The organism is Methanocaldococcus fervens AG86 (assembly GCF_000023985.1).
Lineage (GTDB): Archaea > AGJL01 > Methanococci > Methanococcales > Methanocaldococcaceae > Methanocaldococcus > Methanocaldococcus fervens.
Genome location: NC_013156.1, coordinates 967874 through 992531, shown reverse-complemented (window position 1 = coordinate 992531; position 24658 = coordinate 967874). Strand labels below are relative to the sequence as shown.

General features: G+C 30.9%; 29 protein-coding genes and 3 pseudogenes. 29 read left to right on the top strand and 3 right to left on the bottom strand.

Features of this window, described 5'->3' with window-relative positions; genetic code table 11:
• Positions 1–4 precede the first annotated feature (4 nt).
• The 24 genes and pseudogenes from MEFER_RS05360 (at position 5) to MEFER_RS05250 (ending at position 16801) form a co-directional block, all read left to right on the top strand.
• A pseudogene (locus MEFER_RS05360) lies at positions 5–356 on the top strand (class II SORL domain-containing protein).
• A 95-nt stretch (positions 357–451) separates the two neighbouring features.
• On the top strand, positions 452–610 hold the full coding sequence (locus MEFER_RS05355; RefSeq protein ID WP_048056338.1) for a rubredoxin: 159 nt from the start codon (positions 452–454) through the stop codon (positions 608–610).
• Between the two features lie 13 nt (positions 611–623).
• Positions 624–902 (top strand): MTH865 family protein, encoded by a 279-nt coding sequence (locus tag MEFER_RS05350; protein WP_015791607.1) that lies wholly within the window; start codon positions 624–626, stop codon positions 900–902.
• Positions 903–920: 18 nt separating this feature from the next.
• Positions 921–1444, top strand: a pseudogene (locus MEFER_RS05345) (ferritin).
• 8 nt (positions 1445–1452) lie between these two features.
• Positions 1453–1638 (top strand): rubredoxin-like domain-containing protein, encoded by a 186-nt coding sequence (locus MEFER_RS05340; RefSeq protein ID WP_015791606.1) that lies wholly within the window; start codon positions 1453–1455, stop codon positions 1636–1638.
• Positions 1639–1691: 53 nt separating this feature from the next.
• Positions 1692–2360, top strand: a complete 669-nt coding sequence (locus tag MEFER_RS05335; RefSeq protein WP_015791605.1) for a peroxiredoxin — start codon at positions 1692–1694, stop codon at positions 2358–2360.
• 40 nt (positions 2361–2400) lie between these two features.
• Positions 2401–2643, top strand: a pseudogene (locus MEFER_RS05330) (rubredoxin).
• A 26-nt stretch (positions 2644–2669) separates the two neighbouring features.
• Positions 2670–3254, top strand: coding sequence for a rubrerythrin (rbr, locus tag MEFER_RS05325; protein WP_015791604.1), 585 nt, complete (start codon positions 2670–2672; stop codon positions 3252–3254).
• A gap of 8 nt (positions 3255–3262) precedes the next feature.
• On the top strand, positions 3263–3613 hold the full coding sequence (locus MEFER_RS05320) for a DsrE family protein (RefSeq protein ID WP_015791603.1): 351 nt from the start codon (positions 3263–3265) through the stop codon (positions 3611–3613).
• 33 nt (positions 3614–3646) lie between these two features.
• Complete coding sequence (locus MEFER_RS05315; RefSeq protein WP_015791602.1) at positions 3647–4813, top strand: FprA family A-type flavoprotein; 1167 nt, start codon at positions 3647–3649, stop codon at positions 4811–4813.
• A gap of 17 nt (positions 4814–4830) precedes the next feature.
• Positions 4831–5430 carry a flavodoxin family protein gene (locus MEFER_RS05310; protein WP_015791601.1) on the top strand — a complete coding sequence of 200 codons (600 nt, stop codon included), beginning with the start codon at positions 4831–4833 and terminating at the stop codon, positions 5428–5430.
• A gap of 191 nt (positions 5431–5621) precedes the next feature.
• The gene (locus tag MEFER_RS08605) at positions 5622–6308 is read left to right on the top strand and encodes a DNA methyltransferase (protein WP_052294369.1); all 687 of its coding nucleotides are present in this window, start codon (positions 5622–5624) and stop codon (positions 6306–6308) included.
• Positions 6309–6315: 7 nt separating this feature from the next.
• The gene (locus MEFER_RS08425; protein ID WP_052294368.1) at positions 6316–7605 is read left to right on the top strand and encodes a DNA methyltransferase; all 1290 of its coding nucleotides are present in this window, start codon (positions 6316–6318) and stop codon (positions 7603–7605) included.
• Positions 7605–9560 (top strand): DEAD/DEAH box helicase, encoded by a 1956-nt coding sequence (locus MEFER_RS05300; protein WP_052294367.1) that lies wholly within the window; start codon positions 7605–7607, stop codon positions 9558–9560. The genes MEFER_RS08425 and MEFER_RS05300 overlap by 1 nt, the downstream gene beginning before the upstream one ends.
• The gene (locus MEFER_RS05295) at positions 9539–10399 is read left to right on the top strand and encodes a hypothetical protein (RefSeq protein ID WP_048056337.1); all 861 of its coding nucleotides are present in this window, start codon (positions 9539–9541) and stop codon (positions 10397–10399) included. Before MEFER_RS05300 ends, MEFER_RS05295 begins: the two co-directional genes overlap by 22 nt.
• A gap of 36 nt (positions 10400–10435) precedes the next feature.
• Positions 10436–10999, top strand: coding sequence for an archaeoflavoprotein AfpA (afpA, locus tag MEFER_RS05290; RefSeq protein ID WP_015791600.1), 564 nt, complete (start codon positions 10436–10438; stop codon positions 10997–10999).
• Between the two features lie 24 nt (positions 11000–11023).
• Positions 11024–11644 (top strand): N-glycosylase/DNA lyase, encoded by a 621-nt coding sequence (locus tag MEFER_RS05285; RefSeq protein ID WP_015791599.1) that lies wholly within the window; start codon positions 11024–11026, stop codon positions 11642–11644.
• 5 nt (positions 11645–11649) lie between these two features.
• A complete protein-coding gene (locus MEFER_RS05280) occupies positions 11650–12057 on the top strand; it encodes a CopG family ribbon-helix-helix protein (protein ID WP_015791598.1) in 408 nt (135 codons plus the stop codon).
• Positions 12058–12215: 158 nt separating this feature from the next.
• Entirely contained in the window at positions 12216–13862 is a 1647-nt protein-coding gene (gene hcp, locus MEFER_RS05275) for a hydroxylamine reductase (protein WP_015791597.1), read from the top strand.
• A gap of 33 nt (positions 13863–13895) precedes the next feature.
• Entirely contained in the window at positions 13896–14246 is a 351-nt protein-coding gene (locus MEFER_RS05270; RefSeq protein ID WP_015791596.1) for a cupin domain-containing protein, read from the top strand.
• 21 nt (positions 14247–14267) lie between these two features.
• A complete protein-coding gene (locus MEFER_RS05265) occupies positions 14268–14624 on the top strand; it encodes a hypothetical protein (RefSeq protein ID WP_015791595.1) in 357 nt (118 codons plus the stop codon).
• Between the two features lie 68 nt (positions 14625–14692).
• A complete protein-coding gene (locus MEFER_RS05260; protein ID WP_015791594.1) occupies positions 14693–15430 on the top strand; it encodes a DUF166 domain-containing protein in 738 nt (245 codons plus the stop codon).
• Between the two features lie 169 nt (positions 15431–15599).
• On the top strand, positions 15600–16055 hold the full coding sequence (locus MEFER_RS05255; RefSeq protein WP_342626773.1) for a hypothetical protein: 456 nt from the start codon (positions 15600–15602) through the stop codon (positions 16053–16055).
• Entirely contained in the window at positions 16055–16801 is a 747-nt protein-coding gene (locus MEFER_RS05250; RefSeq protein WP_015791593.1) for a 4Fe-4S binding protein, read from the top strand. The genes MEFER_RS05255 and MEFER_RS05250 overlap by 1 nt, the downstream gene beginning before the upstream one ends.
• Here MEFER_RS05250 and MEFER_RS05245 read toward each other — a convergent pair.
• Together MEFER_RS05245 and MEFER_RS05240 are read right to left on the bottom strand one after the other, a co-directional pair.
• Positions 16787–17119, bottom strand: a complete 333-nt coding sequence (locus MEFER_RS05245) for a DUF5400 domain-containing protein (protein WP_015791592.1) — start codon at positions 17117–17119, stop codon at positions 16787–16789. The two genes, MEFER_RS05250 and MEFER_RS05245, sit on opposite strands and share 15 nt — an antisense overlap.
• A 109-nt stretch (positions 17120–17228) precedes the next feature.
• Positions 17229–18047: a DsrE family protein gene (locus MEFER_RS05240; RefSeq protein ID WP_015791591.1), complete on the bottom strand. Its 819-nt coding sequence runs from the start codon at positions 18045–18047 to the stop codon at positions 17229–17231.
• A gap of 206 nt (positions 18048–18253) precedes the next feature.
• Here MEFER_RS05240 and MEFER_RS05235 point away from each other — a divergent pair, with 206 nt between their 5' ends.
• Genes MEFER_RS05235 through MEFER_RS05225 form a run of 3 tightly spaced genes read left to right on the top strand, consistent with a single transcriptional unit; the run spans position 18254 to position 20761 of the window.
• Positions 18254–19003: a coenzyme F420-0:L-glutamate ligase gene (locus tag MEFER_RS05235; protein ID WP_015791590.1), complete on the top strand. Its 750-nt coding sequence runs from the start codon at positions 18254–18256 to the stop codon at positions 19001–19003.
• A gap of 16 nt (positions 19004–19019) precedes the next feature.
• A complete protein-coding gene (gene cobI / locus MEFER_RS05230) occupies positions 19020–19703 on the top strand; it encodes a precorrin-2 C(20)-methyltransferase (RefSeq protein ID WP_015791589.1) in 684 nt (227 codons plus the stop codon).
• On the top strand, positions 19700–20761 hold the full coding sequence (locus tag MEFER_RS05225; RefSeq protein ID WP_015791588.1) for a hypothetical protein: 1062 nt from the start codon (positions 19700–19702) through the stop codon (positions 20759–20761). The genes cobI and MEFER_RS05225 overlap by 4 nt, the downstream gene beginning before the upstream one ends.
• Before the next feature lie 518 nt (positions 20762–21279).
• On the opposite strand, the gene MEFER_RS05220 is transcribed toward MEFER_RS05225, so the two are convergent.
• Positions 21280–21810, bottom strand: coding sequence for a hypothetical protein (locus MEFER_RS05220; protein ID WP_015791587.1), 531 nt, complete (start codon positions 21808–21810; stop codon positions 21280–21282).
• Between the two features lie 653 nt (positions 21811–22463).
• Here MEFER_RS05220 and MEFER_RS05215 point away from each other — a divergent pair.
• Both MEFER_RS05215 and mptA read left to right on the top strand, forming a co-directional pair.
• Positions 22464–23693 carry an ArsR family transcriptional regulator gene (locus MEFER_RS05215; RefSeq protein ID WP_015791586.1) on the top strand — a complete coding sequence of 410 codons (1230 nt, stop codon included), beginning with the start codon at positions 22464–22466 and terminating at the stop codon, positions 23691–23693.
• On the top strand, positions 23677–24621 hold the full coding sequence (mptA, locus tag MEFER_RS05210; protein ID WP_015791585.1) for a GTP cyclohydrolase MptA: 945 nt from the start codon (positions 23677–23679) through the stop codon (positions 24619–24621). Before MEFER_RS05215 ends, mptA begins: the two co-directional genes overlap by 17 nt.
• Positions 24622–24658 lie beyond the last annotated feature (37 nt).

Here is a 24658-nt window from a genome sequence, read left to right as displayed (position 1 = left end):
AATTATGAACTACTTTTGTGGAATAAACAAAATGAAAGAAGGAAACGATTTTGAAAAAAAAAGCATACTCCGTTTATTGAATGTCCTGATGTTGTTAAAGCAGATGAATACTTTGAAATTAAAATATCAGCCGGAATTCCTCATCCTATGGAAGATGGGCACTTTATCCAGTGGATTGAGTTGTTCATGGGGATATCTACTTAGCAAGAGTTGAATTCACCCAATTTATGAAGCCTGAGGTTAAATTAGTCGTAAAAGCTCCTTCAAAAGGTCATGAAAAATTCACCTTAAGGGCCTTGATGAGATGCAACCTACACGGTATATGGAAATATGAAAAGGAGATTAAATTAGGATAAATTTAATGATTTTTGACGAATTTCGTATGGTTAATGATAAATATCAAAATTATGGAGATAAAAATAATGTCAAATAAGTATGTTTGGTGATAAGGTTGGCGAAATATCAGTGTATGTGTGGATGGATTTATGATGAAGATAAGGGGGAGCCTTCCCAAAATATCCCACCGGGAACAAAGTTTGAGGAACTTCCAGATACGTTTAGATGCCCACAATGTGGCTTAGCAAAAAATGCATTTAGAAAAATAGAGTAAAAAAGGTGAAAATATGATAACAACAAATCATCCACTTTATGAGGCATTAAGGGATATTCAAGATTTTAAATTAAGGTTAGTTGAATATTTCAAAGACAAGAAAGATGTTTTCCCTATAAAAAGTAAAGTTGAGTTAGCAGAAGCATTGCCTTGCGGCATATCTTTACCATGTGGGGAAGTAGAGGCAGGGGAATTGGTTAAATTACTAACTGACAACGATTTCCCAATAAAAGATCCAGAAGATTTGGCAATGAAATTAGCAAACAAATGTTTAATTAAAAAGAAAGATTAGATTGTTTGGTGAATACTAATGATTAAAGAAAAAATATTGGATGCATTAAATGAGCAAATAAATAAAGAGTTTTACTCTGCATATCTCTACCTATCCATGTCTGCCTATGCTGAATCATAGGATTAAAAGGATTCGCCCAATGGCTTAAAGTTCAAAGTCTGGAGGAATTAGACCATGCAATGAGGATATACAACTACGTTATAGGGAGGGGAGGAAGAGTAAGATTGTACAAAATAGAAGAACCAAAAAATGAGTGGAAATCAATTATTGAAGTATTTGAAGATGGATATAGGCATGAGCAGTTCATAACTGAATCGATAAATAATATAATGGATTTAGCAATTTCTGAGAAGGATTATGCAATAGTAAACTTCCTACAATGGTTTGTAAATGAACAAGTTGAAGAAGAAGCGTCTTTTTCAGAAATTTTAGAAAAATTAAAGTTAATTGGGGAAGATAAGAGAGGATTATTCATGCTTGATAAAGAGCTTGGACAAAGAGTGTATGTTCCAACAACAGAAAATAAATCTAACTCATTATAGGTGATAATATGACATGGTGGAAATGTTCAAACTGCGGATATGTCTTTGAAGCAGAGAAGCCTCCTGAAAGATGTCCAAATTGTGGGGAAGCGTGCACATTTTATGATGTGACATGCTACACTCCAGAATGCGGATGTCAAGGTTATGATCCAAAATTAGTTGCAAGAAGACCAGATGAGGAGAGCAAATTCTAAATTTTTTATTTTTAATAATTTTTTTAATAGATTCACAAAAATAGGGGATGAGTATGTGTGAAGAAAAAATGCCAGTTATAGGAGAAAAATTTCCTGAAGTTGAAGTTAAAACTACACATGGAACTATAAAATTGCCAGATTACTACGTAGAAAAGGGCAAATGGTTTGTTTTATTTAGCCACCCTGCTGACTTTACTCCAGTTTGTACAACAGAGTTTGTAGGATTCCAAAAGAGATACGATAAGTTTAGAGAGCTAAATACTGAATTAATTGGTTTAAGTATAGACCAAGTTTTCAGCCACTTAAAATGGATTGAATGGATAAAAGAAAAATTAAATGTTGAAATTGAGTTTCCAGTTATAGCAGATGATAGAGGGGAGTTGGCAGAAAAATTGGGAATGATAAGCCCATATAAGGGGAACAATACAGTTAGAGCTGTTTTTGTTGTAGATAACAAGGGAATTATTAGAGCTATCATCTACTACCCACAAGAGGTTGGTAGAAACTTAGACGAAATCGTAAGATTAGTTAAAGCCCTCCAGATTTCAGATGAGAAAGGAGTGGCTATGCCTGCAAACTGGCCAGAAAATGATATAATTGGAGATAAGGTAATAGTTCCTCCAGCATCATCAGTAGAAGAGATTAAAAAGAGAAAAGAAGCTTGTGAAAAAGGAGAAATCGAATGCTTAGATTGGTGGCTCTGCTACAAAAAGTTAGAATAAACTATTCTAATTTTATGTTTAAATTTTTAGTGTGATAGTAATGGTAGAGCTTAAAATGGCATGCAAATTAGATGATACCTGTGAAAAACCAAAATATAGAAAATATAAGTGTAGAGTTTGTTGATGGGTGTATGATCCATTAAAAGGAGACTCGAGTCAAAACATTCCTCCAAAAACTCCATTTGAAGAACTTCCAGACGATTGAGTTTGCCCAGTTTGTAGAGGTAAAGTAGGAAAAGAATCCTTTGAACCATTAGATGAATGGTTAGTATTTGATGAATAAAAATCTTAAATAATAAGGGGAATTTTATGAAAGAAACCATTATAAATTTAACTAAGGCATATATCGGAGAGAGTTTAGCAAGAAATAGATATACATGCTACGCAAAAATTGCTAAGCAAGAAGGGTACGAAAAAATAGCTGAAGTGTTTTTATTAACTGCTGAAAATGAAAGAGAACATGCTAAATGGCTTTATTATCTAATAACTGAACTGAAGAAAAAGTATAACATTGAAGACAAAATAAAAGTTAGTGATGTTGAAGTTCCAATTGTTTTGGGAAGCACTGCTGATAACTTAAAGGCATCAATTGAAGGAGAGCATTTTGAACATACAGAGATGTATCCAAAGTTTGCTGAAATTGCTGAGAAGGAGGGACTTAAAGAAATTGCAGATAGGTTGATGGCTATTGCAGTAGCTGAAAAACATCATGAAGAGAGGTTTAGAAAATTATTGAAAGAAGTAGGAAGGGGAACAGTATTTAAAAAAGATGAACCTGTAGAATGGGTTTGTAGAAAGTGCGGGTATGTTCATATAGGGGAGGAACCGCCAGAAGAATGTCCATCTTGCAGTCATCCGAGAAAATACTTCGAAGTTAAATGTGAAAAATATTAGGTGGGAATATGAAAGTTGCATTTCTAATTTTATCATACTCACATAAGGATAAGCCAAATATGCCAGTAATGTTCCACACTTTATTGTTTGCAAATGAGTTGAAGGAAAAAGGGGATGAAGTAAAAATACTATTAGAGGGGGAGGCAGTTTTATGGGCAAGAGATTTGCTGAGTGAGAATCATCCATTAAAAAACCATTTTGAAAAATTAAAAGATGATTTTGTAGTATGTGAAGCATGCTCAGACATGTTTAACGTTAAAGACGAAATTAAAGGGAAATTAACATTAGAAAATGATTTATTTGGACATGTGAGCTTAAAGAAATATTTAGATGAAGGATATAGAATTATTGAACTCTAACTCTTTTTTAAATTTTATTTTTAAGGTGATGTTATGGCAGTTGAGATAAAAAAGGACATTTTTTGGGTTGGTGTAATCGACTGGGAAGTTAGGAATTTCCATGAATATATAACACAAAACGGTTCAACCTACAACTCTTATCTAATAAAAGATAAAGAAACTGTCCTTATTGATACTGCAAAGGATTATATGTTTGATGAACTAATAAATGGAATCTCTCAAATAATAAATCCAAAAGATATTGATTATGTTGTTGTTAATCACGTGGAAAAAGACCACAGCGGTTGTGTTGATAAGATTGTTGAAATTAGCAACGCCACGATAATAACAAATGAAAAAGGAAAGGAGCATTTATCTTTAAATTATGACACTAAAGGTTGGGATTTCCTTATTGTAGATACTGGAGACGAGATAAGTATTGGAGATAGGACATTAAAGTTTATAAGAACCCCTATGCTACATTGGCCTGACAACATGGTAACTTACTGTAAGGAGGATAAAGTTTTATTCTCAAACGATGCATTTGGGCAGCACATAGCAAGCTCTGAAAAATTTGATTATGAAATTGGAGATGAAGTTTTTGAACATGCCAAAGAGTATTTTGCAAACATACTAATGCCTTACAAGATGCTAATCCCTAATACAATAAATTCCCTAAAAGATTTAGATATAGAGCTTATCTGTCCTTCTCATGGAATTATATGGAAAGAAAAGATAGATGAAATTATAAAAAAATATTTAGATTGGGCAAACGACAAAATTGAAAATAAGGCAGTTATTGCCTATGACACAATGTATAATTCAACTAAAAAGATTGCTCATGCAATTGCAGGGGGTTTAATAGATGGCGGTGTTGAAGTAAAATTGTATAGAATATCTGAAACTCCAATGAACACGATAATGAAGGAAATTTTAGATGCAAAGTATGTTTTAATTGGTTCGCCAACATTAAATGGAAATCCCTACCCTGAAGTTGGTAAATTCCTAACATATATGGAGGGATTAAAGCCAACAAACAAAATAGGGGTTGCTTTTGGTTCTTATGGTTGGATGGAAATGGCTACTGAAAAAATTAAAAGAGTATTTGAAAGCTTAGGATTTAAGATAGTTGATGACGAATGCTTAAAGGTAAAATTTGCTCCAAAAGAAGATGATTTGAAAAAATGTTATGAGTTTGGTAAAAGATTGGCAGATATTTAAATTTATTTGGTGGAATTATGAAGATTTTTGGTATTAGCGGAAGTCCAAGATTGCAAGGGACTCATTTTGCAGTAAATTATGCCTTGAATTATCTAAAGGAGAAAGGAGCTGATGTTAGATACTTTTCAGTTAATAGAAAAACTATCAATTTCTGCCTTCATTGTGATTACTGTGTAAGGAAAAAAGAGGGTTGTATAAATAAAGATGATATGGAAGAAGTTTATGAAAACCTTATATGGGCGGATGGGGTTATAATAGGAACTCCAGTCTATCAAGGAAACGTTTCTGGGCAGTTAAAGACGTTAATGGATAGATGTAGAGCAATATTGGCAAAAGATCCAAAAATTTTAAAGGGAAAAGTAGGTATGGGAATTGCCGTTGGTGGGGATAGAAATGGAGGGCAAGAGATTGCTTTAAGAACGATACATGACTTTTTTATAATAAATGAAATGATTCCTGTTGGAGGAGGCTCTTTTGGTGCTAATTTAGGAGCTACGTTTTGGTCTAAAGATATGGGGAAGAAAGGAGTTGAAGAGGATGAAGAGGGATTAAGAGTTTTGAGGAAGACACTTAATAGGTTTTATGAGGTTTTAAAAGAAAAGAAGAAGTTACAATAAATAAATATTAGATTAGCGAGGACTAAATAGTAAAGATTTTATTGTAAATGTTTCATTATACAATAGTTAAAAATTATTTTATTCTTAATTATTTTATTAATTCTCTAAGTAGTAAATAACATAATTTAAACTAAATTATGATTTACTTAACTTAAAAGTTTATTTATATAAAGGGGAGGTAATATGACTGGATGGGTAGAACTTTTATGGGATGGGAAGAGAGAAAAACCATTTACAAAAGAAGTGTTGATGAATATTATGGAAAAGTTAGAGAAGTTAAAAAAATTTCCTTACCATTTCAAAAAATTGAACTTTTAGGGATAAATAAAAGAACTCAAACAACATTATTTCCAGAAGATGCATGGCCTAAAAACTATCCAAAAGATTGGAAAAATTTGCTAATTTGGGGAGATAATAAATTGGCAATGTCTTCTTTGCTAAATGGAATAGAGATAGATGGGAAGATTTTAAGTTTAAGAGGGAAGATTAAGCTGATTTATATAGACCCACCATTTGCTACTGGAGCAGATTTTTCCTTTAAAGTGCCGGTTCCAGAGAGTTGGAAGGAGTTTGTTAAAAAAAGTGATATTGAGTATAAACCATCAATAATAGAAGAATTAGCATATAGAGACATGTGGGGAGGAAGTACACCAGAGGAAAGGATTGCTTCTTATTTAAGATATATGTATGAGAGATTGGTTTTAATGAAGGAACTTTTAGCAGATGATGGCTCTATCTATGTGCATTTAGATTATAGAATGGTGCATTATGTTAAATTAATGATGGATGAGATTTTTGGGAAGGAGAATTTTAGAAATGAGATTATATGGACATATCACGGCCCTGGCTCACCTAATATGAAATGTTTCAATACATGATGTAATTTTGTGGTATTCAAAAAGTGATAATTACACTTTTAATGATGATTTAATTAGAGTTCCTTCAGAAGTTCATATTGGGGGATTCCATGGAGGATTAGATGAAAAATCTGCAGAAGAATACATGAAAAAAGGAAAGATACCAGAAGATTGGTGGTATTTTCCAATAGCAAAAAGAAGCAAAATTGAAAATTTAGGATGCCCAACTCAAAAACCAGAAAAACTCTTAGAGAGGATTATCTTAGCATCAACAAATGAAGGAGATATAGTTGCTGACTTTTTCTGCGGTTCTGGAACAACCTTAGCAGTTGCAGAAAAATTAGGAAGGAGATGGATTGGTTGTGATATGTCTAAATATGCCATTCATGTTACAAGAAAACGACTCTTAGATATTGCAAACTCAAAAGCATTGGGCATAAAGGTTAAAGATGAAAGTAAAAGACCAAAATATGGATTTTCAGCGAGACCATTCTATTTAATAACAATAGGCAATTATTTAACTGATAAATTAACAAATAGAAAGGAAACAATAAATTTAATTTTAAATCTCTATGGTGCATCACCAATAAAAGGAGCATTCAAATATCTACACGGAATAAAAGAAAAAGACAAAGAAATAATCCATGTTGAGCATATAAACTATCCAATAACACCCGCAGAAATCTCAACAACAATTGAAGAATTTAAAAATTCCCCATTTAATGACTGGACTTTAACAATCTTAGGATGGGACTGGGCACCTGATACTTTTGAAAAAGCAAAAGATGAATGGGAAAAATTAGGCATTAATATAAAACTTTTACACATCCCACCAATTTCAAAACTCCAAGATGTCCTTAAAAAGTATAAAATTGATTTATCAAAAGTCATAAACTTTGAATATGCATTTGATGAAGAAATAAGAAAAATTTTAAGGTTTATTGAGCCAGGTTATCTAAAACTCAAAGTAACACAAAACAAAAAATATGTTAGAATAGAAATAGAGGACTTTTGGATAAAATTGCCTCATGGCTATGAAGATATTGAAGAAAAAATAAGAAAAAAGATAGAATCATCAATAAAAGAAGGCAAAAAATATTTCTTACCTTTAATAAACTATTGGGCAGTAGATTGGGATTATGATGGAAAAATCTTTAAGCATGATTTTGTAAGTTTTGATAAAAAACTTGCAGAAGGTAAAATTTGCCCAATAGCAGAACACACTTATGAAAACCCAGGAACATATAGAGTTGTTGTAAAAGTTATCGATATTTTTGGGGGAGAAACATCAAAAGAACTTACCATAAAGGTGGAATAATGCCAAAAAGAAAGCCAGGAAGAAAACCAATAAAAATTGATATAAAAAAGCCACCTTCAGAGATAACATTTATTCTCCCCGACTCAATTCTCATCCCTTATCCAAAAGAAATAAGATTAAAAAGTTATGATGAAAATTCTATTATGATGTTCAAAGAATACATACAAAATGGCATAAATTGGGCAAAACAAGAAAGAAAAAACAACAACCCTTATGCAAGATTTCCATCAGAGGCATTAGCAGTGAATAACATCAGAATAAAAGTTAAGGAATGGAGAGAAAACAACTACCCAAACACAACAGAAACCTCAAAATACCTATTAGATTTTTGGTTTAATTATCCAAGAGACAAACCATTTTGGTTTTCTCAAAGAGAGGCAGTTGAAACACTCATCTATCTCTACGAAGTAGAAGGCATAAAAAATGTCTCTGAAATTATAAACAAATATGGAGCTTTCCCAATATTTAGTTATGAAGAATATGACAAATACCCAAGATATGCATTTAGAATGGCAACTGGTAGTGGAAAAACACTGACAATGGCTTTAATTACTGTGTGGTCATTCTTTAATTATCTCTATGAAAGTAACAACTATTCAAGATTTTTCCTATTTGTAGCACCAAATATAATTGTCTATGATAGATTAAAAAGAGATATTGAAAATCTTTCAATATTTAATGAATTTAACCTAATTCCCCAAAATTGGAAAAATGATTTCAAAATCCAAATAATCACAAGAGATACATTTTCAGATGCAGATAGATTCCTTCCCCCAGAAGATGAAGGCGTTATATTTATAACAAACATCCATCAAATTGGATTCCAAAAATCAAAAAGAAAGAAAGAAGATATATTAGAATCCTTAACTGGTATTCCAAACCCAGGAAAAGACCCATATAAGGCAACGTCTATAAAGCTCTGGGATATTTTAATAAATTACCCAAATATTATGATTTTAAAGGATGAAGCCCACCATATCCATAGAGAGGAGAGTAGCTGGCAAAAATATATTTGGGAACTCAATAGAAAATTAATAGACAAACATAATAAAGGCATCTTTATGGAGCTTGACTTTTCAGCTACTCCAAAAAATGAAAGAGGGGAATTATTCCCATGGATTATTGTTGATTTCTCATTAAGAGAAGCTCTCCAAACAGGGATTATAAAATATCCAACAAAAGTTATAGTTAAAGATGCCCCACCAATTAAAAAAGGTTTTAAAATAGAAGACCTCCAACCATACATTAAAGCAGCTCTTGAAAGATGGAGAAAACATAAGGAAAAATTAAAAGAACTTGGAAAAAAATCTGTATTATTTGTGATGGCAGATGAAACAGAAACTGCAGAATTAATATATGAAGAACTATTAAAAGAGCCAGATATAGATGCATCAAACATGCTTTTAATACACTCAAACTTAGATGAATGGAAGGTAAAAATCAAAGAAAAAAGTAAAGAAATTGTATCAAAAATTATCATTAATGGAGAAGAAAAAGAACTTAACAAAGACCTTGCTGTTGAGCTTGTAAGAAACATTGACAATCCTAACAACCCAGTTGAGGTTGTTGTAAGCGTAATGATGCTAAATGAGGGATGGGATGTCCGTTCTGTTACAGTTATTTTAGGTCTCCGTTCCTATTCATCAGAAAGAGAAATCCTACCTGAACAAGTTATTGGTAGGGGATTGAGAAAACTCTTTCCAAATGAAGGCATTGACTTGGAAAGATGGATAAATATATTGGAGGTTGTAGGACCCCCAAACTTATTAAAAGTTATAGATAATCTTGAATCACTTGAAGGCATAAAAATTCCTGAAGCTCCAAATAAATTCTTTATCTCATTTGTTCCAAGGGATGATATTGACTTTAAAATACCAAAAGGGGAATTTGTATCCTATATTGAAGAAATTGACACTGAAAGAATCATTGAGAAATGTTCTCAAAATTGCCAATAAATGTTTTTAATGCCTCTGAAATTGAAGAACTTAAAAAAATTTATGAGTATGAGGTTGTTGATTTAGAAGGAACAACCTTAGACAGAGGAACAATAATTGGAGACCTAAACGTCCCAATTATAAAAATCTCAAAATTGGCAAGGGATTTGGAAGAACTAATCCCTCTACCAAACTCTTATGCCGTCTTAATGAACAAACTTGAGGAATATATTGAAGAAAGGCTATTTGATAAAAAAGTTGAACTCAATGAAAAGGTGATAAAATTCCTAATATACAAAGGATGGTTTAACAAAATAAAAAATGATATATTAAATATTGCCAAAGGAATTATAAATAATCCTGTTATGTCATCAAAAGTAGAAATAGATGAATTTATATCATTAAGCGACATAGATGGATTTCCATGGTCTAAAAATTTTGTAGATAATGATAAAAGTTTATTTGCAAGAATCACTTATGATGAAAATGGAAATGAGATAAAAATCCCATCCACACCAGTAGATAACGATATGGAAGCTGACTTTGTTAGATTCTTAACAAGGGCAGAAGATGTAATATACTTTATAAAAAATCTTAGACATGTTACAAAATTAGGAATGTCATATTATGATTCAAGAGAAAGAAAATGGAGAAAGTTTTATCCTGATTTCATAGTTAAAGCAGAAGATGGATATTATCTAATAGAAACCAAAGGTAGGGAGGAAATCCAAGTCCCAGATAAAAATATATCTGCTAAAAAATGGTGTGAAGCAATAAGTAAAGCAACAAATGAGAAATGGACATATCTATATTTAAGGGAAGGAGATTGGACTGGTAAAAATAAATTAAGCGATTTATAAAATTACTAAAACAACTAAATATCATTGGGGATAATTATGTTAAGAATCGCATGGGGGATAACTGGATGTGGGGATAAACTGCCAGAAGTTGTTGAAATAATGAAGAAGCTAAAAAACAAATACAATTTGGATGTAGATATTTATCTCTCAAAAAATGCAAAGATTGTTGTAAAGTGGTATAAACTCTGGCAGGTTTTGGAAGATGAATTTTATGATTTGAGGGTTGAAGTTAATGCAAATGCTCCATTTTTAGTTGGGAAGTTGCAGACAGGAAAGTATGATTTATTTTTAGTGGCTCCAGCAACTGCGAATACAACGGCAAAAATTGCCTATGGAATCGCAGACACTTTAATAACTAACTCAGTTGCCCAAGCAATGAAAGCGAGAGTTCCCGTCTATATTTTCCCACCAGATAACAAAAAAGGAAAAATAGAAACTCTTCTACCAGGAAACAAAAAACTAACATTGTATATTAGAGATGTCGATGTTGAGAATGTCGAAAGGATTAGAAAGATGGAGGGAATTGAAGTTTTAGACAAACCAGAGGATATTGAAAGGATTATTTTAAAACATATAGAGATGAAAAAGCAAAAACCTTAAACTTTTTTAATTTTTGGTGAAATAATGCTAATTAAAAAAATTGAAGAGTTAAAAAAATCAGAAATTAAAGATATTGTTGATAAAAGAATTCAAGAATTTAAATCATTCAAAAATAAACCTAATGAGGAGTGGTTTAAAGAACTCTGCTTTTGCATTTTAACTGCCAATTTTACTGCTGAAGGTGGGATAAGAATACAAAAAGAAATTGGAAATGGATTCTTAACTCTACCAAGAGATGAATTGGAAGAGAGATTAAAAAATTTAGGGCATAGATTTTATAGAAAAAGGGCTGAATATATTGTTTTAGCAAGAAAATTTAAAAATATCAAAGATATTGTTGAAAGTTTTGAAAATGAAAAGATAGCAAGGGAGTTTTTGGTGAAAAATATAAAAGGAATTGGATACAAAGAGGCAAGCCATTTTTTAAGGAATGTTGGTTACGACGATGTTGCTATCATTGACAGGCATATTTTAAGGGAACTTTATGAAAATAATTATATTGATGAGATTCCAAAAACATTGAATAGGAAAAAATACATAAAAATTGAAAATATATTAAGAGATATTGGAGAAGAAGTAGATTTAAAGCTCTCTAAGTTAGATTTATATATTTGGTATTTAAGAACTGGAAAGATTTTAAAGTGATAATTATGGTTAATACTGAGAGAATAAGCATTTCTTTCCCAAAATTTCTTTTAAAAGAGATTGATAAGATTGTTAAAAAGAAAGGTTATTCAAGTAGGAGTGAATTAATTAGGGATGCTGTAAGAAAACATATTTTGGAAAGTAATTCTTTGGATAAAGAGGGAAATATTGGTGGGATTGTAATTATTGTCTATAATCCAACAAAAGAAGCTATGGAAAAGATGAGCAAACTGTATTTTGAATATAATGAAGTTATAAAATCTATAAATCAGTCATATTTAACAACATCTTGTGGAAAACATGCTAAAGTAGAAATTTTTGTTGTTGAAGGGAACTCTAAAACTATTTCAAAGTTTTATGAAAATATTGAAAAAATTAATGGAAAAATTTATGACAATATTATTATCTTTTAAATTATTTTCATACCAATTACATCGTAAATCTACAATTTTGGGATACAACATATCCCTATTTTTATAACTGAGAGGTCAAAAATGTATTTATATAATGAGATGAACAATAATCAATAGAAACTTCTAAATATATCTAAACCAAAAAAATGGGGGTAAATATGAGTCTCGAGCCAAGACCAACTAAAATGTTTTGCTTCCAGTGTCAGGAAACTGCAAGAAATGAAGGATGTACTGTAATGGGAGTTTGTGGAAAAAATGATTTGGTGGCAAACCTTCAAGATGTATTAATTTATACTATAAAAGGTTTATGCTATGTTTGTAATAAGGGCAATTACTTAGATAATGGAATTATGGAATACATTCCAAGAGCTTTATTTGTAACAATAACAAATGTCAATTTTGATGATAAAGATATAATTGATTGGATAAAGAGAGGAGTTGTCATAAGGGAAAAAGTTATTGAAAAAGCTAAGTTAAACAGAGAAGAACTACCCCACTGTGCTACATGGACTTACAAAGATGAAAATGACATAATAGAACTATCAAAAGCTAAAGAAGTTAGTGTTTTAGCAGAAGATAATGAAGATGTAAGGTCATTAAAAGAACTTATAATCTATGGAATTAAAGGAATCGGCGCTTACTTAAGCCATGCAATGCATCTCGGATACAATAATGAGGAAATTCACAAATTCGTAGTTGAAGCATTTACCAAAATTGTTGATAGCAAAGATGTTGACGAATTATTTAACTTAGCAATGGAGACAGGAAAATATGCAGTAGAGACGATGGCATTATTAGACAAAGCCCACACTGAAACCTACGGCCATCCTGAAATAACCGAAGTTAGCTTAGGAGTTAGGGACAGGCCAGGAATATTAATTAGCGGGCATGATTTAAAAGATTTAGAACAGTTGTTAGAGCAAACTAAGGGAACTGGAGTCGATGTTTACACTCATGGAGAGATGTTACCAGCTCACTACTACCCATTCTTTAAAAAATACGAACACTTTGTTGGAAACTACGGGGGTTCATGGCCATTCCAAAAAGAAGAGTTTGAGAAATTTAACGGTCCAATAGTGATGACAACAAACTGTTTGGTTCCTCCGAAGGATTCATACAAAGATAGGGTTTATGTAACAAATGAAGTAGGATATCCAGGGTTAAAAAGAATCCCTGTAAGAGAAGATGGTACAAAAGATTTCTCAGAAGTTATAGAGCATGCTAAAAAATGTAAGCCACCAACACCACTTGAAAATGGAAAAATTGTTGGAGGATTTGGTCACAATCAGGTTTTAGCATTGGTAGATAAGATAATCGAAGCGGTTAAAAGTGGAAAGATAAGAAAATTCGTTGTAATGGCTGGATGTGACGGTAGGCATAAAACAAGAGAGTATTATACTGAATTTGCTAAGAAACTTCCTAAAGATACCGTTATCTTAACATGTGGATGTGCAAAATATAGATTTATTAAATTAAATTTGGGAGATATAGATGGAATTCCAAGGGTATTAGATGCTGGACAGTGTAATGACAGCTATTCATTAGTTAAAATTGCATTGGCGTTAAAAGATGCGTTTGGTTTAAAAGATGTGAATGAGCTTCCAATCGCTTACAACATTGCATGGTATGAGCAAAAAGCAGTTGCTGTCTTATTGGCATTACTCTACTTAGGAATTAAAGATATTGTATTAGGCCCTACATTACCTGCCTTCTTATCACCAAATGTCGCAAAAGTATTGGTTGAAAAGTTTGGAATTTCAACAATATCAACAGTTGAAGAAGATATTAAAAGATTAATTGGATAATCCAACTCTTATTAAATTTTTTGGGTGTATATTATGATAGAAAAGGTTTATGAATTTAAAAAAGATGCTACAACAAAGGTTGTTGAAAAAATAGTCAATACTGAACATGTTCAAATCAACCATATTGTATTGCCAAAAGGAGAACAGATGCCTAAGCACTATTCAAACTCATATGTGCATTTGATAATTATTAAAGGAGAGATGACCTTAACATTGGAAGATCAAGAACCGCACAACTACAAAGAAGGTACTATAGTGTATGTACCATATAACGTAAAGATGCTCATTCAGAATTTGAATTCTGATTTATTAGAGTTCTTTGTAATAAAAGCCCCACATCCAAAGAAATTAAATGCTCCAGAAGAGGCCATTAAATGTGAATAATTATTTATTTTGGTGAATAACATGAGTATAAATGAGTTGATGGAAAAAATAATATCAAATAAAATAAAACTCTCCCTATTGTGCAAATTTAAATCAATAGAGCAATATAAGAATGAATTGTATGAAGATATCGCAGTTAGTCAAATGAAGGATGTGGAGGCATTATATGAAAAATACATAATGTATGTTGGTGAGAACCTAAATATAAGCGTTGAATTAAGTGGAGATATAAAAGAAATATTGAAAGAGACTATTGAATTAGAGAAAAAGCTTATAAAAGAATGTGGAATGACTTTCGGAATAAGGCAAACAACGATACACTGCCTCACAAATGATGAAAGATTTTATTTTTACCTAAACAATGAAAACAAAAAATAACATTTTTTCTATTTTATATTAAAATTTATAAATTCTTTAATTTAAAAGCTTTAATTATCGGTGATTCTATGAAAGCCATATTCATATATCACAGAGGAAATGAAAGAATGGAGAAATTCTATAAACATCTTTTGAACGAGCCAGATTTTTGCAGAATTTGTGAAGATTGCTACAATTGCAGAGGAAATTGGAGCTTCAAAGATAATGTAAAGAATATTGTCATTAACGAGGTTTATGAAGAATTTATAGATAATCCTTACGATTATCTCCCAGAGCTTCCAGAAGGAGATGTTTGCATTGCCCAACTGCATGAAGATTTATTGTATGAACTACCTTTATTGCTAAAAGAAAAAAATTATAAAGCTTTAATTGTTCCTTCTGAAACTCCTCATGATTTGTCTCCAGCGTTGAGGAGAGATTTAAAGAAGGTCTGCGAAAGATATAATATTGAATTCGAAAACCCGAAACCATTCTGTTCATTGGAGAAAAAAGAAGGTAATGAATTTATAAACAAATTTATTGACTACTTCAAGATAGGAAAGCCAGAATTGGAAGTAGAAGTTGAAAATAATATTATTAAGGATGTTAAAGTTAAAATTTCTTCTCCGTGTGGGGAAACCTACTACATAGCAAAGAGGTTGAAAGGAAAGAGTTTAGATAATTTAAAAGAAGAGATAGCAAACGCTCACCACAACTATCCATGTTTAGGAAGTATGGAAATGGATAAAGAGTTAAAAGATACCATATTGCATAAAGCTGGTTATATTGCAATTGAAAGCGTTGAAAAAGCCATAAGATTTCCATAAGTCTTAGTTAACCAAATATCAAATAAATCAGAAAACTCAATGGAGTGAATGGTGAAGACATGAAAAGAGGGTTTATAATTCTTTTAATTTTTTCTTTTTTAAGTACATCTTTTGCATGGGACGACTGCCCTTTCGGAAAAACGAATTCTTCATGCCATTATCCGGGTGAATGTGGAGATATGTCGATACAAACAACAATGGAATATGCGACCATAGTGAGCCAGCACCAACAAATTTAGAAAATTCGAGTGATGAAAATATAGTATTAACTGAAGAATTGATTGATAAGTATGTGAATATCTCTAGTAAGGAACTAAAGTTATACACTATAAAAGAAATTTGTGAAAAATATGATATAAATCCAAAATGTTTAAAGGAAAAGTTGAACGTTGATGTTTCAGATGACACAACATTTGATGAGATAAAAAAGACTTATGGCATTTCTACAAGCATGGTAAAAGAGGCAATAGTTAAATGTATGGTTGAAGAAGGAAAAATTAAATTAAATGTAAGCCAAAATACCTCAAACCAAAATAATGAGGATGAAAATTCTGCCGTAAATAAAATAATATCAATTTTATTTTCACCAATAAATCTAAGAGATTTGTTATTTGGGTGGTTATAATGGATAAAATTCAGATATTGAGGAAGATTTCACAAACTTTCTTTTTTATTTATTTTGTTTTCTTAGTTAATTTTTGTTTATGTTTCTTTGGGATACTCGAAAAGATTATTCTAAAAGGAACAATTGGGCAGATTATTTTTAAATTAGTTGGCATTGTTTTTTTAACATTGATATTTGGAAGGGTTTTTTGTGGATGGATATGCCCCTTAGGCTTTTTGTTTGAACTATCTTATAAGTTAAGAGCAAAGCTGTTCAAAATAAAAAAGCTTTCAACAGTGGATGAAAAAATTCACAATAAATTAAAATATTTGAAATATATAATATTTATTGTCTCTTTGATTTTAACGTATCATTTTTCAACATATGTGTATTGTCAAGTATGCCCAATTGGATTTCTAACAAATCTTCATGGAACGGTTCTCTCATTTATAATATTTATTACCTTCATAATTGCTTCTTTCTTCATTCCAATGGCATTTTGTAGGTATTTCTGCCCATTAGGAGCATTTTTATCAATATTTTCTATAAAACCATTATTTCAACTAAAGACTACTGAAAAATGTAATAAATGTAGATTGTGTAGTTTCAAATGTCCAATGCAGATAAAAATAGCAGAAAAAATTGACCAAAAAGAATGTATAAGGTGCTTTGAATGCAAAAGTGCATGTAGAAAGAAGGCTTTATCTTTTTCAACAGTATTTGATATTAAATCCTTCAAAAATAAATTAGATTTAAAAGACCACTAAATTCCCTAAAGCCAATACAACCAACATTCCCATTAACGCCAAATGGGCTGAATAAATCCCAGTATTTTGGAATTGAGTTTTTAATATATTACATATTGTTGGGCAGATGGTTAGAGGAGTTATTATTTGGAATGCTATTGCCAAATATCCAACTAAATCATTATTTACAAACAAGGAAGCCAAAGTTAATATAAATGCGATTATCAAAGATGCAAAATGTGGCATCAACCTCATTCCTGTTAACCTAAATGTAGCAAATCCAGAGAGCATTGCTCCAAATATCACAGACAATGAAACCAATGTTATTACACCATTCATTTTAAACCACCTTATATTTTATTTTCATTAAAAAAGAAAAGGGTTACTAAGCCCTCCCCCACTTCAAATAATGTATAATTATATTATTTCTCATTTTCAATATATAAATTTATAACCAAACTGGTCTAACATTTGGCTTTGATAAGTAATTCAAGAATGTTGGGGCTCCTGCAATTTCAAACCCTTCCTCTAAGTTATTTTCATCAATTCCTCTGAACTTTGCACTAACTTCACAGACATATATTTTTACCCCTTTCTTTTGAATTTCTCTAACCATATCACCTAATTTTGGAAATGCTGGGTGCTTAACTTTATCACACTCCCCTTTCAATCCCAAACTTGCCCCATCCATCATTAAGAATATCGTCGGCTTTAAGTTCATTTTTAAAGCAACATCTGCCATCATGAATGTTGCATAAGCCTTCTCAGCATTTCCAGTACCTGTTGTGTTAATAATGAAGATTTCATCAATCTTTGTCACTGCTGCTTTTTCTTCCTTCTTTTCTCCTTTTTTAACTAATATCCTATAAGTTCCATCTCCCTTATCTTCAACTTTTATTATTTCATGACCCATTCCTTTTAATCCTTCAGTTAAATCGGTTAGAGCGTTCTTTCCGCAGGTTATTTCTAACACTTCTCCAATTTTCATCTTTGATAAAATGTCTGAAACCATCATTATAGGTCCTGGACATGTAGCCCCCACAACGTTTATGGTTTTGTCTGCTTGTATTTCACCAACGTAGATTTTAACCGTATTTCCATCAACCTCATACTTTAAGTTGTATTTTTTCAATAAATTTTCAATATCTTTTATCTGCTCTTCCCCATCAGTTTCAACAACTAAGATTCCTTCTGTTGTATCGCTTAAAATCATATCCAACAACAATGAAGGACTTCTCAATCCTTTAACCTTAAATTTTCTTATCATTTTATCACCTATGTCTTAATCATGCACAACCATAGTATATTATTCACGATTGTGTTTCATCTATGAACAAACGTATGACGCAACTAATATATAAACTTTTCGATTATTAAACTTTTAAAATAATGAATGAATATAAAGGTATTTTAATTCAAACACCCCTTAATTATAAATTTATCAACTACAGACAATATAAAGAGATGATTTGCATGATAAAAGAAAAAAGAAAAGTAGAGGTTATTGGATTAGAACTACCAATTTTTAAAGGAAATGAAAACGTAAATTTGTCTGAATTAATTGCCAAATATCCAATTGAAGATGGAGATATCATTGTAATTGCAGAAACATTAATCTCAAAGTTGGAGGGAAATGTAATATATAGAGATAAAATAACCCCTTCAAAAGAGGCCATTGAATTAGCTGAAAAAACTGGAAAAGATCCAAGAATAGTTCAAGTTATATTGGATGAGGCTAAAGAAGTGGTTAAAGTTGGAAAAAATTTCATAATAACAGAAACAAAACATGGATTTGTCTGTGCTAACAGCGGTGTTGATGAAAGTAATGTATTTAAAGGAATAAAAACCCTGCCAAAAAATCCCGACGAAAGTGCTGAGAAGATTAGAAAGGAGATTGAAAGATTAACTGGGAAAAAAGTTGGAGTTATTATATCAGATAGTGTTGGAAGGCCTTTTAGAAAAGGAGCAGTTGGGATCGCGATTGGAGTTAGTGGAATATTAGCATTGTGGGATAGAAAAGGAGAAAAAGATTTGTTTGGGAGGGAATTAAAAACTACTGAAGTAGCTATTGCCGATGAGTTGGCGAGCATGGCAAATGTGGTTATGGGGGAAGCTAATGAAGGAATCCCTGTTGTAATAATTAGAGGGGCTAAAGTTCCATTTGGTGATGGGAAAGGAAAAGATCTAATTAGACCAAAAGAAGAAGATGTGTTTAGAAACTAAATTAATGGTGGATTAAATGGTAAAAAAGGTTTATGGTGTTGGAGTGGGTGTTGGAGATAAAAAACTATTAACATTAAAAGCTTTGGAAATTTTAAAAAAAGTGGATAAAATATTCATCCCAATATCAAAAGAAGGAAAAAAATCAATTGCCTACGAGATAATAAAAGATTACGTTGATGGAAAAGATATAGAAGAGCTTTTATTTCCAATGATTAAAGATAAAGAAGAATTAAAAAAATATTGGGAAAATGCCTTAGAAAAAGTTTTGAAGGAAGATGGAGAAGTTGCATTGATAACCATTGGAGACCCTACATTATACAGCACATTCTCCTATCTTTGGAAACTTTTGAATGAAAAAGGAATTAAAGTTGAGGTAGTTAATGGAATCTCATCAATATTTGCCTCTGCCGCTGCTTTAAACATTCCATTGGTTGAAGGTGATGAAAAGCTCTGCATTCTTCCACAAGGAAAAGATTTAGAAAAGTACGTTGACGAATTTGATACAATAATTGTAATGAAAACAAAAAATTTAAAGGAGAAGTTAGATAAAATAAAGGACAAAGATAACTACATAGTTGGATTGGTAAGAAGGGCAACATTTGAAGATGAAAAAGTGGCTATTGGTAGATTGGATGAGTTAGATTTTGATGAATTCAACGATTATCTTTCTTTAGCTATAATAAAGAGGGTTAAGGAATGAAAATAATAAAAGCTGTTCCAGAAGAATTTTTAAATGGATTGTATTTAATTCCAACGGATAGAGGGAATTTGTTAAAGTTAGATGAAAATGGAAGTTTTGAAATAATCAATAATATACCAATAATAAGAGTTCTAGTAACACCAAATTTAAAAAAGACTATATCAAAGATTGTCTACCAAATTAAAGACAAATATTATCTATTTAAAAATCATGAAAAAGCCAATTGGTTAAAGAATCTTTTGGAATACATTAATGATAAAATTGAATTTGATAAATACTATAAAGCTAAAAAGGCATGGTATAGAGGAATAGGGGATTTATTTAAAAATATAAGAAAATGGGAGTTTGGAAAAGTTATTGGAAAATCAATTTCCCTATTAAAAGTTTTAAATCCAATAATTGTATTTGACATCCACGACATAAGAAAATGGCATTATAAAAAAAGTTTTATAAAGTTTGTTAAAGAGTTAAGAAAAAGCAATTTAAGTGTTGTAATAAGATATCCAATTGATTGTCATAGAGAAATTGCAAAAATTTTCTCAGATGGAATTTTAAACGTAAAAGCATCAATAAAATACTTTGCAAAGGCTCATGGCTATTACATAAGCAATAAAGTTGCAGAGTATCTTCTAAGCATAACAAATGGAAATTTAGATGTAATATATTTAATTTTAAGGCATTCAAAAAGAGAGATAAAAAATCTTAGGCAGTTAAAGATCCCATGGCTTAAGATTCTACCATATATAATAGATTCGAAATATCGAAAATTGGTTAAAGCTATAGTAAAGCTAAGAAAGTTCAAAGTTGAGGATATTTGCTACAGGGTTGATTACAAATTATCAACTCTATACAGGTATTTAGATGAGTTGGTTGAATTAGGAATACTAACAAAAATCAGATATAAAAATAAAATTAGATTCAAAATAAAGTTAAACAGGAAAATACTTTTAGAACTTATTAAAAAATCTAAAAATAATTACCTTAGTTGGTTTTCCATTTTTCTATTAGATAATGTGCCATGGAATATACAGATTTTCGAATTTTCGAAGAATATATAATAATAGATTAATCACACTAACCCTCGGTGTAGTGTTAATAATTATTGGTTGTGTAAAGTTATGACAAAACCATTTTTTCTTTTTTGACAAGAAATCAACATTTTAAGGAATAAACATAAACATCAATTTCATATAGGGTTTTCGAGTTTTCGAGTTGCATGTATGTATATGCAAAATTCCTGGGTCAACGATAAACTGTTGTTGTGAATATCACAAACACAATCGTTGTATTATTATACTTTTTTTCCCTATATATGTAAAAACATGTAAATTTTTATTTTTTAAGTTTATAATTTGTTATTTTATTATACATTTGCAAAAAATAATGTTAAAAAATTGTTACATTAAAAATAAAAAATAAAAAATGATAAATAACAACGAAAAGATTAAACATTAATTGTTCAATATACAAAATAGGTCATACTATCCGCTATCTTATTTTTGTGATAATTTAGCCATCGAAAAAATCTTACCCATTCCAATGCCATATACATACATGCAACTCGAAAACTCGAAAGTCATTGATTCTTATTTTTCAATGTATTGTAGAACTTCTTCAGATAATCGACATGTTTACAGGAATCACTCTGGCAGATGACACACCACCAATATCCTTTGTTACTTCTAAAAACGTCTCCTAAATGCTCCCCATTAGAATCGAAGAATGAAAATGTCATTCCTCCGAGTTTATCCTCCTTCCATTTGATTTCAAATCCAATCTTATCTATTGGATAATACTTGGTTGCAATTTTCTTTTTAGGTAATCGTTCGAAAACATTCGAAAAACTCAAATCAAATATTTCTGGAGCTAATCTTTTTAATATCGCCAATCCTTTTGAAGTGAATGAATACAAAACTTTATGACCTACCCTTTCTCTTTTCATTATGTTTAGTGCTGAGCACAATCTTAAAAAAGAGCTGGAAAGACCTTTTGATATATTTAAATTTTCTGATAATGATTGTGGATAGGTCGTGCCACGTATTAACACATAATGCAAAATAGCCTTTCTGAATATGGTGGATACTATTTCGTATGGCAATCTGTCCATAAATGACACCTTATTTTTTTATATGGGTTGTTTTTATTTTATTATTTTATCAATGTTCAATTATATTCGTTAAAATTGTTTATAAAACTTTTGATTCATGAGGTGGATTTAACCACCAATGTTTCATTGCAATATTGCTGACATTTTGAAGATTTATCTCTTTGTATATGTTTTTGCATGGCATGTATTTATTTATTTCTGTTTTATATTTCTTTTTTGTTTTTAATTGTTGATCTTAAATAGTTTTGATATATTGTTAATTTACTAATAATTTTTGATTCATAGTTTTTTATGTAATATAATTTTTGATTCACGTTATTTTATTTTTCATATATTTCAGCAATTCTCATGAGAAGAATTAAAATTAACTTTATTTTATTAGAATAATTTATATATTATTTTTATTTTTATTCAAGTTTTCTTCTAGGAATTGTGATTCTCTATGATATACAAAATATTATTTGATTCATGTTATTTTTTAATTTTATTGTTTTATTCACAATATTTTTTAAAATTCGATTGTAAAATATATGGTCAAATATTTAAGTTAATAAATAATTAATTGAATCTATTGTTCGATTTTTCGAAATGTATATAATACAGTTAAAACAAAAATTCGAAACTACCTATTCATGATTATTATCGGTGGAAACATGGATCCGATAGAGTTTATACAAAAATCTGCAAGCTCTATAGCAAGCACAATGCACAAGTTAAAATTAAAATACAATCCATTTTCTGAAAAGCCAATAAGGGGAAATACAAAGTTTTTTGTTGGGAGGGTTAGTGAACTAAGGGAAATTGGGGAAATTTTGGGTTCTGCCTTACATGGTAGTGTAGCCAATGCTGCAATAGTTGGGACTAAGGGAATTGGGAAGAGTTCAATGCTTAACATCATCTACTACGCTACAAAAAAGCAGGGGCATTGGGTTGTTGAGATGACGGCATCTCAAGTAACACCAAGACAGTTTTTAATTCAGCTTTTATACAATATATTAACTGAGAACATCCTAACTATGAGTGGAACTATAAAATCCGATTATATGGAGCATTCAAGTAGAATCTTAGATATGTATAGGAAGTTAAACAACTATGGGGATAAAGTTCCTATCCACTATCCAAGGGAAAGAATTGAACGGGATTTGGAATATTTAATAAATGAAGTTAAAAGTCCTGAGAAGTTGTGTATAATTTTAATTGATGAGGCTGACCAATTTGCAAAAAAGAGCTGTCTTTCTCTACTTCAATTTTTCCATTCATTTTTATACGAGGAGGGAATATTAACTTTTATGGCTGGTTCTCCAACGTTGATGGATGATTTAACAAAAATATCTCCACCAATAAAAGATAGAATTCCAAAGATAATAAACATGCCCCCTCTATCTAAGGATGAATCCTACGATTTAATTAGGAGGAGATTAGAGGATGCACATATAGATGGTGCTGATGAGTATGAGCCATTTACTGAAAATGCCATACATAAGATCGTTGAGGAGTGTGATGGAATTCCAAGAAAGATAATAATGACATGTTCAGAATCGATATCAATAGCTATAAGAAAGGGTTTGACCAAGATAGATGAAAACGTTGTTAAAGAGGCGATGCATTCCCTTGGGATTAGTGTAGGACATCAAATTTTGAATCATCTAACGCCAGCTCAATCAGATATTGTTAGGGCGATGGCTGAGCTTGGTGGCTCAGCGACGGTAACACAACTTGCAGAGTATTTAAAAAAATCACCAAGCACTATCGGAACACACTTATCGGACATCTATGAGATGGGATATATTTATAAGGAAAGGGATGGAAACAATGTTTATTATAGACTGTCTAAAGAACTTAGGGATGTTTTAATAGGTGAAGATGATGAATTGGAAATGTGATATTCAAAATTTCGAGCCTGACGTTAAATTATCATTGACAAGAGTAGGTGTTACAAATTTAAAAAAACTCGTTAGGTTAAAAAGAGAAAATAAAAGGCCTATAATTTTATTATCAACTTTTGAAGTTTTCGTCAATCTTCCAAGTTCTCAGAAAGGTATTCACATGTCAAGAAACCCGGAAGTTATAGAGGAGATTATAGATGAAGCCTTAGAGATGGAAAGTTATGAGATAGAAACAATTTGTGAGGAAATTGTTAAAAGATTGTTTGAAAAGCATGAATATGCTACAGAGGCAGAGGTTTTTATGGTTAGTGATTTCATGACTAAGGAGAAAAGTCCAGTATCTGGAAAATACTCTCAGGAAATCCATAAGATCATGGGCGGAGCTAAGGGGATAAAAAAAGATGACAAACTTGAGATAACAAAAATTGTTGGAGCTGAAGTTGTTGGCATTACCGCATGTCCATGTGCTCAAAATTTGATAAAAGAAATATCTATTAAAAATTTAAAAGAAAAAGGATTTTCTGATGAAGATATTGAGAAAATATTGGATTTAGTTATTTTCGCCACCCATAATCAAAGGGGAATTGGTAGAATTATATTGGAAGTTCCTACAGGATATGATATTGAGATTATGGACATTATAGAGATAATTAAAAAATCAATGAGCGCTGAAATTTATGGAATATTGAAGAGGGCTGATGAGGCTTATGTTGTTGAACAAAGTCATAAAAATCCTAAATTTGTAGAGGATTGTGTTAGGGAGATGGCTAAGAGGGTTGTAGATAAATTTAAACACTTACCAGATGAAACAAAGGTTTCAATTAGACAGATAAATATGGAGAGCATTCATAGGCATGATGCATTTGCAGAAAAAGTGGCAACACTTGGGGAATTGAGAAAAGAGCTTGAATACATTGAAATTTAATTTATTCTTTTTTTATTAAAGATTTATTAGGTGGAGA

Bases quoted from the DNA above. Each gene is read 5' to 3' on its own strand.
- MEFER_RS05250 (WP_015791593.1), top strand. From the start codon at position 16,055: ATGGATAAAATTCAGATATTGAGGAAGATTTCACAAACTTTCTTTTTT.
- hcp (WP_015791597.1), top strand. From the start codon at position 12,216: ATGAGTCTCGAGCCAAGACCAACTAAAATGTTTTGCTTCCAGTGTCAG.
- MEFER_RS05315 (WP_015791602.1), top strand. From the start codon at position 3,647: ATGGCAGTTGAGATAAAAAAGGACATTTTTTGGGTTGGTGTAATCGAC.
- MEFER_RS05240 (WP_015791591.1), bottom strand. From the start codon at position 18,047: ATGATAAGAAAATTTAAGGTTAAAGGATTGAGAAGTCCTTCATTGTTG.
- MEFER_RS05340 (WP_015791606.1), top strand. From the start codon at position 1,453: ATGACATGGTGGAAATGTTCAAACTGCGGATATGTCTTTGAAGCAGAG.
- MEFER_RS05295 (WP_048056337.1), top strand. From the start codon at position 9,539: ATGTTCTCAAAATTGCCAATAAATGTTTTTAATGCCTCTGAAATTGAA.
- MEFER_RS05270 (WP_015791596.1), top strand. From the start codon at position 13,896: ATGATAGAAAAGGTTTATGAATTTAAAAAAGATGCTACAACAAAGGTT.
- MEFER_RS05260 (WP_015791594.1), top strand. From the start codon at position 14,693: ATGAAAGCCATATTCATATATCACAGAGGAAATGAAAGAATGGAGAAA.
- MEFER_RS05300 (WP_052294367.1), top strand. From the start codon at position 7,605: ATGCCAAAAAGAAAGCCAGGAAGAAAACCAATAAAAATTGATATAAAA.
- afpA (WP_015791600.1), top strand. From the start codon at position 10,436: ATGTTAAGAATCGCATGGGGGATAACTGGATGTGGGGATAAACTGCCA.
- mptA (WP_015791585.1), top strand. From the start codon at position 23,677: ATGAATTGGAAATGTGATATTCAAAATTTCGAGCCTGACGTTAAATTA.
- MEFER_RS05310 (WP_015791601.1), top strand. From the start codon at position 4,831: ATGAAGATTTTTGGTATTAGCGGAAGTCCAAGATTGCAAGGGACTCAT.
- MEFER_RS05320 (WP_015791603.1), top strand. From the start codon at position 3,263: ATGAAAGTTGCATTTCTAATTTTATCATACTCACATAAGGATAAGCCA.
- MEFER_RS08605 (WP_052294369.1), top strand. From the start codon at position 5,622: ATGGGTAGAACTTTTATGGGATGGGAAGAGAGAAAAACCATTTACAAA.
- MEFER_RS05335 (WP_015791605.1), top strand. From the start codon at position 1,692: ATGTGTGAAGAAAAAATGCCAGTTATAGGAGAAAAATTTCCTGAAGTT.
- MEFER_RS05285 (WP_015791599.1), top strand. From the start codon at position 11,024: ATGCTAATTAAAAAAATTGAAGAGTTAAAAAAATCAGAAATTAAAGAT.
- MEFER_RS05220 (WP_015791587.1), bottom strand. From the start codon at position 21,810: ATGGACAGATTGCCATACGAAATAGTATCCACCATATTCAGAAAGGCT.
- rbr (WP_015791604.1), top strand. From the start codon at position 2,670: ATGAAAGAAACCATTATAAATTTAACTAAGGCATATATCGGAGAGAGT.
- MEFER_RS05255 (WP_342626773.1), top strand. From the start codon at position 15,600: ATGTGGAGATATGTCGATACAAACAACAATGGAATATGCGACCATAGT.
- MEFER_RS05245 (WP_015791592.1), bottom strand. From the start codon at position 17,119: ATGAATGGTGTAATAACATTGGTTTCATTGTCTGTGATATTTGGAGCA.
- MEFER_RS05235 (WP_015791590.1), top strand. From the start codon at position 18,254: ATGATAAAAGAAAAAAGAAAAGTAGAGGTTATTGGATTAGAACTACCA.
- MEFER_RS05350 (WP_015791607.1), top strand. From the start codon at position 624: ATGATAACAACAAATCATCCACTTTATGAGGCATTAAGGGATATTCAA.
- MEFER_RS05265 (WP_015791595.1), top strand. From the start codon at position 14,268: ATGAGTATAAATGAGTTGATGGAAAAAATAATATCAAATAAAATAAAA.
- MEFER_RS05215 (WP_015791586.1), top strand. From the start codon at position 22,464: ATGGATCCGATAGAGTTTATACAAAAATCTGCAAGCTCTATAGCAAGC.
- MEFER_RS05225 (WP_015791588.1), top strand. From the start codon at position 19,700: ATGAAAATAATAAAAGCTGTTCCAGAAGAATTTTTAAATGGATTGTAT.
- cobI (WP_015791589.1), top strand. From the start codon at position 19,020: ATGGTAAAAAAGGTTTATGGTGTTGGAGTGGGTGTTGGAGATAAAAAA.
- MEFER_RS05280 (WP_015791598.1), top strand. From the start codon at position 11,650: ATGGTTAATACTGAGAGAATAAGCATTTCTTTCCCAAAATTTCTTTTA.